We start from the raw sequence: 13,880 nt of genomic DNA on the forward strand, positions 1-13,880 counted from the left end.
TCTTATTTAATTTCAACAAATGATTGATAATGATTTTTGGTAAAATAGGCTTTCCCATCTGAACCAGTTACTAGTCTTTCAGCCCCTCTGTTTTTACCTTGAACTTTCGGATAAATATCCCATTCTCTGTAATTAATTTGCTGCCCATTCTTATCTTTTTTGGGGAGCAGCCCTTCATAATTGCCAAACTTTCTACCGCCAACGTATCCATCAAATGTTACACCATTTTCACGAATTGACTTTAAAACCTTTATTGCATTCTGTGGAATTTCTTTAGTACTAGCTGTGGGAATCTGGGCATTTTGAATAGATAATTCATAATAATAACTATTTTCACTCGTTTCAAAAGGAGTTAAAGTATTATTGAAATTTGCTTTTTCAAAGGCTAAGCTGAATACTGAAGAGCAAGTAATGAAGTAAAAAAAGACTAACTTTAGGATACAGCATAATATATTTTTCATAGTTGAGAATAGTTTGAGTAAAACTACAAAAGAAGTTTTGAATTTTGTTTGTCAATAAATTTTTTAATAAAAAAATCATGCTAAATACTTCTGGGAAGTAAATTTTAGGAAATAAATTTATAGGAAATTATAATTAAATCAAATTTTGATAATCTTCTAATTAAAGCTTGTATTCTCGTTCCTCTCAAATTTGCAAAACCATTAAAATTTCACGAAATTTGTATAAAATGGCATTTTAAGGGTACTTAAAACTATCTCTCTTGATTTATCAGTTAAAAAATCAAAAAAGGTGCTTAGTCCCTTCAACCAAACCTTATTTATATGTCAGAACAACATAGTAATATTATTTCGATTAACATTGAGGACGAAATGCGTGGAGCATACATTGACTATTCAATGTCTGTGATTGTATCTCGTGCCTTACCCGACGTTCGGGATGGATTAAAACCTGTTCACCGCCGAGTACTTTTTGGAATGGATGAATTAGGTGTGAATTACAACAAAGCTTATAAAAAATCAGCCCGTATTGTTGGTGAAGTAATGGGTAAGTTTCACCCTCATGGTGACTCTTCAGTTTATGACACCATGGTTAGGATGGCTCAGGAATGGTCTTTGAGATATCCATTAGTAGATGGGCAAGGTAACTTTGGTTCAGTAGATGGCGATTCACCAGCGGCGATGCGTTATACAGAAGCCCGACTAAAGAGAATTGCTGAAGAACTTTTAGGAGACCTTAACAAAGATACAGTCGATTTTCAAAATAACTTTGACGACTCTTTACAAGAACCAACCGTACTTCCTTCAAAAATCCCAAATCTTTTATTAAATGGGACTTCTGGTATTGCTGTAGGGATGGCCACCAATATGGCTCCTCACAATTTGACAGAAGTTGTAGAAGGGATTATTGCCTATATTGATGATCGTGAGATTACTGTTGAAGGCTTAATGCAATATATCAAAGCACCAGATTTTCCTACAGGTGGAACGATTTATGGTGTTTCGGGTATCAAAAATGCCTTTGCTACTGGTCGTGGTCGTATCGTAGTTCGTGGAAATGCCACGTTTGAAACGAGTAAAACAGGCAAAGAGCAAATCATTATCTCTGAAATTCCTTACATGGTCAACAAAGCATCATTGATTAAACAGTGTGCTGACTTGGTAAATGAGAAAAAAATTGAAGGTATTTCAGAAATTAGAGATGAATCTGACCGTGATGGTATGCGTATCGTTTTTGATTTAAAACGCGATGCTGTTCCTAATGTAATTCTGAATAATCTTTATAAGCAAACTGCTCTCCAGTCTTCATTCTCTGTCAATAATGTTTGTTTAGTAAAAGGTCGTCCTTATACGCTTACGTTAAAAGATTTAATTCATTATTTTGTTGAGCATAGAAATGAAGTAGTTGTTCGTCGTACTCAATATGATTTACGTGAAGCACAAAAAAGAGCACACATTTTAGAAGGTTTCATTATTGCGCTTGATAATTTAGATGCTGTTATCAAATTGATTCGTGAGTCTCGTGACCCACATGCTGCTCAAATTGGTTTGATGGAAAGCTTCAGCCTTTCTGAGATTCAGTCTAAAGCTATTCTTGAAATGCGTCTTCAACGCCTTACAGGTATGGAGCGTGATAAGATTTTGGCTGAGTATGAAGAAATTAAGCGTTTGATGGAAGACTTACAAGATATTTTGGATAGACCTGAGCGTCAACTACAAATTATCAAGGATGAATTACATGAAATCAAAGAACGTTATGGAGATGCGCGTCGTACGCAAATCAATATGACAGACGATGAATTCTCTATCGAAGATATGATTGCTGATGAAGAAATGTTAATTACCGTTTCTAATCAAGGTTATATCAAACGTACACCAATCAGCGAGTACAAAGCCCAAGGAAGGGGAGGAGTAGGTTCGCGTGCTGTAGCTACCAAAGATAGCGATTATACTGAGCACCTATTTACTGCAACCATGCACAACTGGTTGCTATTCTTTACTGAAAGTGGTAAGTGTTTCTGGCTTAGAGTATATGCTGTACCAGAAGGACAAAAAACTGCCAAAGGAAGACCAGTTCAGAATTTAATGAACATTGAAAGCGGTGATTCAATCAGGGCTGTAATCAATGTGAAATCGCTTACTGATCCAGACTACATTAACAATAACTTTATTGTGATGTGTACTGAAGACGGTACTATCAAGAAAACTACTTTAGAAGCTTACTCTCGCCCGCGTCAAAATGGTATCATCGCAATCACTATCAGAGAAAACGATAGATTGTTAGATGTATCTTTGACCAACGGAAATAATCATATTATCATCGCTACTAACACTGGTCGTTCGGTTCGTTTTGAAGAATCTCGTGTTCGCCCAATGGGTCGTTCAGCTGCTGGTGTAAAAGGTATTTGGCTCGACGAAGAAAAACAAGACGAAAAAGCAATCGGTATGGTTTGTATCGAAGATCCAGAAACACAGCAATTATTGGTGGTTTCAGAAAAAGGCTTCGGTAAACGTTCGGATGTTGAAGATTACCGTTTGACTAACCGCGGCGGAAAAGGAGTGAAGGCACTTAATTTAACTGACAAAACAGGTAACTTGGTGGCTATCAAAGAAGTAACAGATAATAATGATTTAATGATTATTACAAAATCTGGCATTTTGATTCGTATTGCTGTCGCTGATTTACGTGTAATGGGTCGTAATACCCAAGGCGTTAAACTTATTCGTTTAAAGAATGAGTCGGACGAAATTTCATCAGTAACTAAAATTGTGAAAGATCCAGAAGAAGTAATTGCAGATATTACTCCAGAAGGAGAGGTAGATTTACCAACAATTGAATCAGAAGGAGAAGTAACTCCAGAATAGCTATTTAATAAGAGTATCCTTGTAAAATCGCATGTAAGTGCGATTTTACTTTTTCAATAATTCAATTATAGAAACCATTTCCAAACAGAACAATGAAAAAAATCACACTTGCTCTTTTCGCAATACTGATGACAGCAGGAGCAGCCTCTGCTCAAATGGACAAAATGATGATTGAGGCGAATCGTAAAACTATTTCTGAGGCCGTAAAAAAAGCCGATGCAGCAGTTACAAAAAAAGATTCAGCGAAAGCTAAAACTTGGTTAACTCGTGGAGAAGCCTATTTAGACCTTGCGAATTCTCAAGACTCAGTGTTGACAAAAGCAGAGCCTTTAGCAGCTTACAAAGCGGTTGAGTACTTCAAAAAGGCTATTGCATTAGATGCAAAAGACGGAGCGGCAGCTGTTTCAGCTAAAAAATACCTTTTAGTAACGCTCAATAAAGAGGGAAAACCAGAACCTGAAGGACAAAAAACATTTAGTGCCTTTATGAACGGTGGTATTGCTAAATATCAAAGCAAGGATTTTGTAGGTGCTGTAAAAGATCTACAAATGGCTTCTGAAGTTAGTCCAAAAGATACTACAGCTGCAATGTATACAGGTGTAATTGGTCAAATGGCTAAAGATGATGCAGCAGCTAAAGGTGGATTTGAGAAATTTTTAGCCCTAGGAGGGAAGGACCCAGCCATGATTTATGCCTTGGCTCAAATCTATAGAAATGAGAAAAATGAAGAAAAAGCTATTGCTACCTTAGAAAAAGGGATTGCTCTTCATCCAAACAATAAAGACTTAAAAGCTGAAAAAGTAAACTTATTATTAGCATTTAAAAAGATTGATTTAGCTATCAAAGAACTTGAAACATCAGTTGCAAAAGGTACAAGTAACCCTCAAGAAGTATTAAATTTGGGTATTTTATATGAAAATAAAGCTCAAGAATTTGCACCTGAAATTCGTACATTAAAAGAAACTTTATCTGATAATAACGTAGAAGCATTAAACAAGAAAATCCAAGTTCAGAAAGATAAAGTAGCGGCTTATGATGAGGAAATCAAGCGTTTGACTGATAAAATCAAAAAAGACCCAAAGACAGCGGCAGCTTCTAAAAAACAAATTGTTCAAGTTAAAGAGATGCAAAATGAACAAAAAGCTGAGTTGACTAAGTTGAATGAGGATGCCGCTAAACAAGCAGCAAGTGGCGTTAATGTTGAAGAAACTAACAAGAAGCTTGCGGAATTGGAAGCAAAACAAAAAGTAGCTAAAGATTTAGCATTAACTTATTATAAGAAATCATTAGAGTTAGATCCTAACAATTATGATGTTAACTTTAACTTAGGAGTAATGAGCTTTAACGAAGCAGTTGAAATTAAGAAAAAAGTTGATTTATTAGATATGGCTGCTTACAAAACTGAAGGTAAGAAAATCGAAGAATTAGCTGAGAAGAAATTCAGAGAAGCTTTACCATATTTTGAAAAAGCATATTCTATCAAGCAAGAAGATGATTTAAAATCAAGTTTGAGAAGTTTATATCAAATCTTGAAAATGGAAGATAAATTGAAAGCATTAGGAGAATAATTAATATTCCACCTAGTCATAAAAAAGACCTCAAAAATTTGAGGTCTTTTTTTATGACTAGTCTATCTCAGAAAATTTTCAGTCATGAGCAATTTATATGATGGAAAACAGCAAATAGGTATGTTATTTAGCAACTTTTCAAGTATTAAATGTTTTATTTAACATAATGTAAATTATATAACAATTAAATTTATTTTTTTGAAGCTGATAATATTGATAATATATAGCTACTTAGAAGAGACTGGTTTGTTCTAATGGATTGGTAATTAATAGGTTATCAATCAATATGAAAGTGAAAGTACTTTGATGAAGTCGCTGAGAATCAGATGAAATATTTTTTCAATGATTCTGCCTTGATTATTTAATTCTGAGGCGATTAATTTTAAAGGCAGAATCATTAAAATTATTGTGTTAGAATACTTTTTAAATCAGCAGGTGAATATTTTACAGATTTAAGTACTTTATTGTCGGAAGTTCTATAAACTAAAAATTTATCTTCATCTTTTATAATCTCAGCCACAGTGCCATCTTTTTGAAAATAAAATTCTACAGTGGCTTCTGCTTCTTCATAAGTGCTACAAGCTTTAGACATATTTGATCTTTGCACCTCATTAAAGAGGTCAACGAATTTTTCACCAAGACCAAATTCTAATACAGCTCCAGAAAGTACATATTGAATATCACATAACGCATCAGCTACTTCAACAAGATCATTAGCTTCAATGGCTTCTTGTAGCTCTCTCAATTCTTCAGCAATAAGACTTACTCTTAATTTACATCGTTCTAAGGAAGGTATCTGTGGTTTATCAAGAATGGGTGCTTTGAATGTGCGATGAAATTCAGCAACTTGATTAAGAGAATCTATGCTTTGCATGGTTTTTTATATAATGTTTTAAGTAAAAATTTAATCAAAATTAGTAAGAATAGCCCTAAGATTATGCATCAATAAATGTATTTGCTTTTATTAATATTACTATTATTACTAATAAAATTATAAGTATCTAATTATCAGTAAGTTATAAATTCACGTGGAACACTTTGTTTAACTAATTGATAATCAGCAAGATATGTGTATGATTGTGTGAAACGTTATTTTAAATACTACTCTAAAAGGTAGGTATTTAAAGAGTTAAATGGGCTAATATAATAGGAAGTACCTAGTATAAATAAGTAGTTCTCAGTAGGAAATAGAGTCGGATAGAAAACAAAAAATACTAGATGTTGTATTTAATATATCCATATTATTAAATATAGATATATATAAAATATCAGCTTATTTTTTTAAAAAAGGATTTTTTTCGCCCACTTTTACCCTCTCTTAAAATCAAAATTTGATATTTTGATTTTAAGAGACAATATCTTTTTCTTTCAAACTACATCCTGTTTAACCATTTTCTTTCATAAGAAGAGCCCTTAAAAGAGGCATTATCTACCTCCTTTTTCTATTTAATTCCTCTCTCTTTATCCAGCAAGTTTCCTCCTACTCTATCCATAACTACATAAGGGATATATTAAAAAAGTACAAATTTTATCAAACAGGTTTACTTTCCATAAACGTGCCATCAGTGTAAAATATTACAATCCTTTCTATTTGCTTACCTGATGGAGCGGGCGCTTCAACCACCTCTGGACGCTCTGTTTTACGCCTCTGTAAGGCATTTACAGGCGATTGTACATATAATTGCTCAGGACTACTATTTTTAACCGATTCTTGGGGTTTTATATCTTTATTCTGGGTAGTCCTAATTGTTTGATTACTAATTATTTGTTTATGAGGCTGAGGGATATTCTGACTAAGTGAATCGTTATCAAAAAGAAGCCAATCTCTGTCTATGTCAGGAAATACCTTCAAAATCCTTTGTACAATGTCTAAACTAGGCTTATTTCTCCCAGATAGAATGTGTGAGATACTACTTCGCTGTATCCCTATGGCATCAGCAAAATAACTTGGGGAGAGCCCCTTATCTACTATTATCTGTTCTATTTTTTTATTTAAATCCATGTTACAAATGTTTAATATATATTTACAATAGTAATTTAATAATGTAAATATGATAATTGATTGTGTAAATTACAAATGTAATTGAATATAAATGTTAATCTATTCTTGTTTATTAATGTAAATTCCATCTTCTTTGATGATAATTTGCATGTCTTTATATAATCCCCCAATAGCTTTCTTAAAATCCTTCTTTGACATTTGTAAATTGCTATAAATAACTTCAGCGCTTGTTTTGTCATTGTATGGAAGGAATCCATTATGATTATTTAACTGAGATAATATGAATAATTTAGTATTGTCAATTCGTTCAAACCCGATTTTTTCCAATGTTAAATCAATCTTTCCGTCGTCTCTGATTTTTTTAATGTATCCAATTGTAAACTCTCCTAGATTCACTGATTTAAACACTTCATTTTTGTAAATTACACCTATTTTACATTTGTTAATCAATGCTTTTATGCCTAAATCTGTGTATTCGTATGGTAGCAATTCTACCTGTTGTTTTTCAGTAAATTCTTCTGCATCATTTGGGAGAAACTTATCGATCTTGGCAGAAGCAACTATTCTTTGGGTCTCCTCGTCTATATAAATATAAACTAAATAACTTCTTCCCACGGCCATTTTAGATTGTTGTTCACCAAAGGGAACCAGTAAATCTTTCATCAATCCCCAGTCTAAAAAGACCCCTAATTTGCTCACATCTTTCACCTTTAAATAGGCAAACTCCCCCACCGTAGCATAAGGTTTCAAAGTAGTCGCAATAAGCCTATCTTCAGAATCTCTGTAGATGAATACATCTAGGAATTGTCCTATTTGAGTGCCTTCAGGAACATAGACTCTAGGAATCAAAATTTCTTCACCTTCAAAGCCATCTAAATACAAACCAAAGTCTAATTCTTTGATGACTTCTAGCCTATTGTATTTACCTAATTGTAAAGGATGTGTCTCATTTATCATTATTATATATTATTTAGAATGAACATTCAGTTGGAATGTATATGTATTAACCGAATTTAAGATGAAAATCAATCAAATAGAATATTGAACGTTATTTTTAAGTTAATAGCAAGAAAAAAAGTCGTGAAAATCACGACTTTTTTTCTTGAATGGATACAATCCTTAAACAACTACATTATTCTCTCTTAGCGCTTGATTTAAAGAGGTTTTAAGGTCTGTACTTTCCTTGCGCTTACCAATGATTAAAGCACAAGGAACATTGTATTCACCCGCAGCAAATTTCTTGGTTAAACTTCCAGGAATAACCACACTATTTTCAGGAACGAATCCTATGTATTCTACAGGTTCAGTACCTGTTACATCTATTATTTTAGAACTCCCAGTGATCGTAACGCCAGCTCCTAATACTGCACGTTTACCAATTCTTGCTCCTTCAACAACAATACAACGTGAGCCAATGAAAGCACCATCTTCAATAATCACTGGAGAAGCTTGTGGTGGCTCCAAAACACCGCCAATTCCAACACCGCCACTCAAGTGAACATCTTTGCCGATTTGAGCACAACTACCGACTGTAGCCCAAGTATCAACCATTGTTCCCGAGTCTACATAAGCACCGATGTTTACGTATGATGGCATCATGATTACGCCTTTTGCTAAATAAGCTCCATATCTTGCTACCGCAGGTGGCACAACACGTACGCCCAAATTAGCATAATTATTTTTTAGTTTCATTTTATCATGAAATTCAAAAATACCTACTTCTTGCACTTCCATTTGGCGAATAGGAAAATACATTACGATTGCTTTTTTAACCCATTCATTGACCGTCCAAGAGCCATCTTCATTTGGATGTGCTGTTCTAAGCTCGCCCTTATCTACTTTTTCAACTACTGCCTCAATAGCTTTTTTTGTTTCATCTGATGAACGTAAAGTTGGATTCTCCCAAGCGTTTTCAATAATTTGTTTTAAATTTTCCATTTAAATATTTTGGATATTGTTGCTTTTATTTAATCTACAAAGATAATCTGTTTTGAACATACTTAATGAAATTATATTAAGAGAATCACCAGATAGAATGTTATAACATTAAGTCTTTAGTCATTATCCTTATTAACGCTCTCTAATTTTATGTTAAAAACTAATTGTTTATTTTGAGTGGTTTAATTAATTGATTTTAAGTGAATTGCAGATATTGTTTTTATGTAAATATTTGATAAACAAAATATTATTTGGTTGATTATTTTAATAATAGTGTGTCAATTTGACAGTTTACAGTTAGAAATAATTGAGCACAAGATTTCCCTAATTTTATTTATCTCTCAGGTTGATTTCATTTGAATAGACTCTCTTTAGTGTATATAGTCTTTTAGGAAACAGCTCTAGCATATATTTACAGATTTATGCATCATATCTTTATTTAAGCTCATTCCTATTGCGCTAAACGTAATAAATACCCCCTTCCCTATCCTTTTCTTAAGACTTTCATATTACTATATTTATCATTTATATGCTTCATAGAGGTTATATTATGCCGTAGCGAGACAGATATTAAGTAGTTTAAGAGCAATTTTCTATCAGGATTGTAAGCTATAAAGAAAGTAAGGATGCGGTATATAAATTAGTAAAACTAGATAAAATAACTATTATTTTTAGCAATTATAACCACATAATTAGTTTTTTACTAAATTTACTATTAGTAATTACTAATATAGATAGTTGTTTATATATATTGTTTTTACTTGTATTATTCTCCTAAAAACTCTACTTTTGTACTGTAGATTTAATCAATTATCCCTTATTTAAAAATGGCAAAGGTAAAAGTTGCAATCAACGGTTTTGGACGCATAGGACGCTTAGTCTATCGTCAGATTTATAACATGGAAGGCATTGATATTGTAGCAATCAATGATTTAACTAGCCCTAAAGTGTTGGCTCATTTATTAAAATATGACTCAGCACAAGGACGTTTTAATGCAGAAGTTACTTCTACTGACAGCACTATTACAGTTAATGGCGAAGAAGTAACTATTTATGCTCAGAGAGATCCTGCTCTTATTCCTTGGGGAAAACACGAAGTTGACGTTGTATTAGAATGTACAGGCTTCTTTACTGATAAAGAAAAAGCTTCTGCTCATATAACTGCTGGTGCTAAGAAAGTAGTAATCTCTGCTCCTGCTACTGGTGATGCTAAAACGATTGTATTTAACGTAAATCACGATATTTTAGATGGTTCTGAAACAGTAATTAGTGGTGCTTCTTGTACAACTAACTGTTTGGCTCCAATGGCAAAAGTATTAGAAGAACAATTTGGTATTGTAAACGGCTTAATGACAACTGTTCATGCTTATACAAACGACCAAAATACTTTGGATGCTCCACACGCTAAAGGTGATTTAAGAAGAGCTAGAGCTGCTGCTGAAAACATCGTACCAAACTCTACTGGTGCTGCAAAAGCAATTGGTTTAGTACTTCCTTCATTAAAAGGTAAATTGGATGGTTCTGCTCAAAGAGTTCCAACCATTACTGGTTCATTAACTGAACTTACTGTAGTGTTAGCTAAAAAAGTTACTGCTAGTGAAATCAATGAAGCAATGAAAGCAGCTTCAAACGAAAGCTTTGGTTATACTGAAGACGAAATCGTAAGTAGCGATATCATTGGTACTTCATTTGGTTCATTATTCGATGCAACACAAACTAAAGTACAAACTGTAGGTGATAGTCAAATCGTTAGAACTGTATCTTGGTACGATAACGAAATGTCTTACGTTTCTCAATTAGTACGTACAGTAAATTATTTTGCTCAATTGATTAAATAATCAGCTGACAAATAAACAAAAAAGGTGAATCAAACGATTCACCTTTTTTGTTTTATAACCTTCAATTGGCTCCTAAAACGAGCAATACAAGTAATTAATATTGAAGCCTTTTGCCGTAAAAATCTCTTCAAATCTGGTCTTAATATTATAATGTCTTACATTCAAATCAGAATTATACAGGTCTCTAGTTTCAATTAAGCCCTTAGCTCCAAAATCATTTAAAGCAGTGATTGAGTATTTAAAGAATGATTCTGAATCTGTTTTTAAATGTAAATACCCTCCTGGGGATAAAATTTTAGCATAAATCTCTAAAAAACGTGGATTTGTAAGCCTTCTCCTTACGCCACTCTGTAATACTTGTGGGTCAGGAAAAGTTATCCAAATCTCAGACACTTCATTTTCTTCAAAAAAACTATCTAACCCATGTATTTTAGTTCTCAGAAAGGCAACATTCCTTAAATTACCTTCAATCGCTTTTTGACTCCCCACTGCTATCCTATCCCCTTTTATATCAATGCCTATAAAATTCTTATCAGGAAATAACTTGGCCAACCCTACTGTATATTCACCCTTTCCACAGCCCAGTTCAAGTACGATGGGATTTGAATTATGAAAAACCTCTTTATTCCATGCCCCTTTTATATTTTCATACAATGGTTTTCCTTCTTGTATAACATTCTCTTGAATAATATTACTCTCAAATCTTTTAGCTTTTTGCCTTCCCATTAATCTACTACTTATTTTTTCTTAATATTTGAATTACGCTCATAAAATTACAACTCGTCAATATCTGCTACTACAAAAGTACTTCCACCAACATAAATTAAATCTTTAGCTGAAGCCTGATTTTTAACAAAACCAATGGCTTTGTTTACATCTTCTATGACAAAACCTTGCAAATTAAAATGTTTTGCTTTTTCACTTAACAGACTGGCTTCTAACGCCCTAGGAACATTTGCTTGACAAAAGATATAGGTGGCTTCTTTAGGTAACAGAGCTAAAATACCATCTATATCTTTATCAGAAACAAAGCCTAATATCATCCATAGCTTATTGTATTTTATCTTTGCCATGCTTGATAGTACTTCTGTAATGCCACTTAAATTATGGGCTGTATCACAAATCATTGTTGGGTTTTCTGATAATATTTGCCAACGACCTTTTAAGCCAGTGATAGAAACTACATTTTCTATGCCATATTTAAGAGCTTCATTGGTGATGTCAAATCCTTGTTGTTTCAATATTTCAACAGCTTGTAATACCCCTAAAATATTTTTTAACTGATAACTCCCTTTTAGTTGAGAAATATAGGTTTCAGATAAATTAGTTTTTTTATTTAGAATTTCTAATGTTAATGATAGTCCGTTGTTATCAAATGATTTTATTGAAAAACTATCTTCTGCAAAAAAGATATCGGCAGCTTCTACTAAGGCTTTCTGAATAAAGACGTCCTTGGTTTCATCCTGATACTCACTTATAACGACGGGCGTATTTTTTTTGATAATTCCAGCTTTTTCTCCAGCAATAAGAGCAAGGGTATCTCCTAAAATATCCGTATGATCAAAGCTAATGTTAGTGATAACAGATAGTTCTGGATGAATAATATTAGTAGAATCTAATCGCCCTCCTAAACCTACTTCAATTACAGCAATATCAACCTGTTGACGGGCAAAATAGTCAAAGGCCATACCCACACTCATTTCAAAAAAAGAAGGCTTTAAATCCACTAAAAAAGTCTGATTCTCAGCTACGAACGAAACCACCGCTTCTTCCGCTATTGGCTCACCATTGATGCGAATGCGTTCTGTATATGATTTTAAGTGTGGCGAAGTATACAAGCCTGTTTTATAGCCAGCAGCTTGCAAAATAGCTGCTAAAAAATGAGAAGTACTTCCTTTTCCATTGGTTCCTGCAATATGAATTGTTTTAAATTTTTCATGAGGGTTTCCTAAATGCGCACAAATAGCATTGGTATTATCTAAGTTGGCCTTGAAAGCTTTCTTCCCTATTCTATGGAATACGGGTAATTGTTGGTATAAATAATGAATAGTTTCTTCGTAGGTCATTTTATTAAAATCGGATGCTGACAGAGCAATCCTGATGATTTATCCTGATTATCTAATGAACAAAGATAATTGATGAATGCTCTTAAAAGAAAAAAGTGTAAGCCTTTCGACTTACACTTTTCAATAATTATCTCAAATTATCTCGGACTTAATTTGAAAGTGACTGTTCCAGAGGAATATTCTGGTCTATCTCCATCACTTGTCGGTCTAAATTTCGTCTTCTGAACTGTTCTTTTGTATTTCTGCATGACTGTTGGACTAACTGTGCTTTCGACAAGACTAATATCAACTACATCACCATCAGAATCTACTTTAATTTTGAATCGAATAATACCTGTATCGTTTGAATCATCATCAACAACAGGTTTACTAAACCATGTCCAACCTGTTAAATTTAAGGAACTTCCACCGCTTCCGCTTCCTCCTGTTCCACCGTTCCCATCTCCTACTGGTCCTTTTACATAATTCCCATCTTTAACTAGCTTTCCTTCAGGCTGTCCTTGATTTCCTTTCCCTGTTGAATTTCCATCAGATGCTCCTCCTGGTCTTGATTCTGTTCCTGAAGTACCATTAGAAGAACTATTTCCTTTCTTGGTTGGTAAGAGTGCTGAATTATCAATTTTCTTCTCAGGGACTTTAACAGGTGCAGGAGTTGGCTTTACTTCAGCTGGTTTTGTTGCAACCTTTTTCTCAACTTTAGTTATTACTTCCTCTTTCACTTTTACAGGGCTCGTAACTTTGCTACTGACTACTGGTGGTTCTTTAGGAGCTTTCTTAACAACTGTTTTTACTTTTTCAACTTCTGGAGGAATCACAGGCTTTGGAACTACTTTTTCTATTTTCTTAGTTTCAGTTGAAGCTTTAGATTCTATTTCTTCTTTTAAATCACTGGCTTTGTTTTTTGTATAAACTTTTCCACTTCCTGATTTATCTGTCCCAAAATTCATGACAAAACCTCCATCACCCACTAATTCTTCTTTTTTGTTCTCCTCACTAGTCCATACCGTAATGTACCAAAATAAGTAAAACATTAAAGCATTAATGATAATTGTAATAATAAGCGCTCTCTGCCTATTTTTACTTTCTTCTTCTTCGAGTTGATAGGAGTTCATTGATATAATAGCTAATGATTGATAGAATAACCA

11 protein-coding genes are annotated in these 13,880 nt (G+C 33.4%); 3 read left to right on the forward strand and 8 right to left on the reverse strand.

Annotation, left to right across the window (positions count from 1 at the left end; all coding sequences use genetic code 11):
• Window positions 1-2: 2 nt before the first annotated feature.
• A complete protein-coding gene (locus tag J2Y60_RS13240) occupies window positions 3-461 on the reverse strand; it encodes a ribonuclease domain-containing protein (RefSeq protein ID WP_309916402.1) in 459 nt (152 codons plus the stop codon).
• A gap of 321 nt (window positions 462-782) precedes the next feature.
• On the opposite strand from J2Y60_RS13240, the gene gyrA reads away from it, so the two are divergent.
• Together gyrA and J2Y60_RS13250 are read left to right on the forward strand one after the other, a co-directional pair.
• A complete protein-coding gene (gene gyrA / locus J2Y60_RS13245; protein ID WP_309916405.1) occupies window positions 783-3,323 on the forward strand; it encodes a DNA gyrase subunit A in 2,541 nt (846 codons plus the stop codon).
• A 92-nt stretch (window positions 3,324-3,415) separates the two neighbouring features.
• A complete protein-coding gene (locus J2Y60_RS13250; RefSeq protein ID WP_309916408.1) occupies window positions 3,416-4,891 on the forward strand; it encodes a hypothetical protein in 1,476 nt (491 codons plus the stop codon).
• 403 nt (window positions 4,892-5,294) lie between these two features.
• Here J2Y60_RS13250 and J2Y60_RS13255 read toward each other — a convergent pair whose 3' ends face one another.
• From J2Y60_RS13255 to J2Y60_RS13270, 4 genes are all read right to left on the reverse strand, one after another.
• Window positions 5,295-5,765, reverse strand: a complete 471-nt coding sequence (locus tag J2Y60_RS13255) for a nucleoside triphosphate pyrophosphohydrolase family protein (protein WP_309916411.1) — start codon at window positions 5,763-5,765, stop codon at window positions 5,295-5,297.
• Window positions 5,766-6,422: 657 nt separating this feature from the next.
• Window positions 6,423-6,893, reverse strand: coding sequence for a helix-turn-helix transcriptional regulator (locus J2Y60_RS13260; protein WP_309916414.1), 471 nt, complete (start codon window positions 6,891-6,893; stop codon window positions 6,423-6,425).
• A 99-nt stretch (window positions 6,894-6,992) separates the two neighbouring features.
• Complete coding sequence (locus tag J2Y60_RS13265; protein WP_309916416.1) at window positions 6,993-7,850, reverse strand: S1-like domain-containing RNA-binding protein; 858 nt, start codon at window positions 7,848-7,850, stop codon at window positions 6,993-6,995.
• Between the two features lie 162 nt (window positions 7,851-8,012).
• A complete protein-coding gene (locus J2Y60_RS13270; protein ID WP_309916419.1) occupies window positions 8,013-8,831 on the reverse strand; it encodes a 2,3,4,5-tetrahydropyridine-2,6-dicarboxylate N-succinyltransferase in 819 nt (272 codons plus the stop codon).
• A gap of 827 nt (window positions 8,832-9,658) precedes the next feature.
• Between J2Y60_RS13270 and gap the strand changes: the two genes are divergently transcribed.
• On the forward strand, window positions 9,659-10,669 hold the full coding sequence (gene gap / locus J2Y60_RS13275) for a type I glyceraldehyde-3-phosphate dehydrogenase (protein ID WP_309916422.1): 1,011 nt from the start codon (window positions 9,659-9,661) through the stop codon (window positions 10,667-10,669).
• 72 nt (window positions 10,670-10,741) lie between these two features.
• Here gap and trmB read toward each other — a convergent pair whose 3' ends face one another.
• The 3 genes from trmB to J2Y60_RS13290 all read right to left on the reverse strand — a co-directional run bounded on the left by trmB (window position 10,742) and on the right by J2Y60_RS13290 (window position 13,847).
• Complete coding sequence (trmB, locus tag J2Y60_RS13280; protein WP_309916425.1) at window positions 10,742-11,395, reverse strand: tRNA (guanosine(46)-N7)-methyltransferase TrmB; 654 nt, start codon at window positions 11,393-11,395, stop codon at window positions 10,742-10,744.
• A gap of 47 nt (window positions 11,396-11,442) precedes the next feature.
• The gene (locus tag J2Y60_RS13285) at window positions 11,443-12,735 is read right to left on the reverse strand and encodes a folylpolyglutamate synthase/dihydrofolate synthase family protein (protein ID WP_309916428.1); all 1,293 of its coding nucleotides are present in this window, start codon (window positions 12,733-12,735) and stop codon (window positions 11,443-11,445) included.
• 137 nt (window positions 12,736-12,872) lie between these two features.
• Window positions 12,873-13,847: a hypothetical protein gene (locus J2Y60_RS13290; RefSeq protein WP_309916431.1), complete on the reverse strand. Its 975-nt coding sequence runs from the start codon at window positions 13,845-13,847 to the stop codon at window positions 12,873-12,875.
• Window positions 13,848-13,880: the final 33 nt, after the last annotated feature.

The sequence above is a fragment of the Arcicella sp. BE140 genome, from assembly GCF_031456255.1.
GTDB classification, from domain to species: Bacteria; Bacteroidota; Bacteroidia; order Cytophagales; family Spirosomataceae; genus Arcicella; species Arcicella aquatica.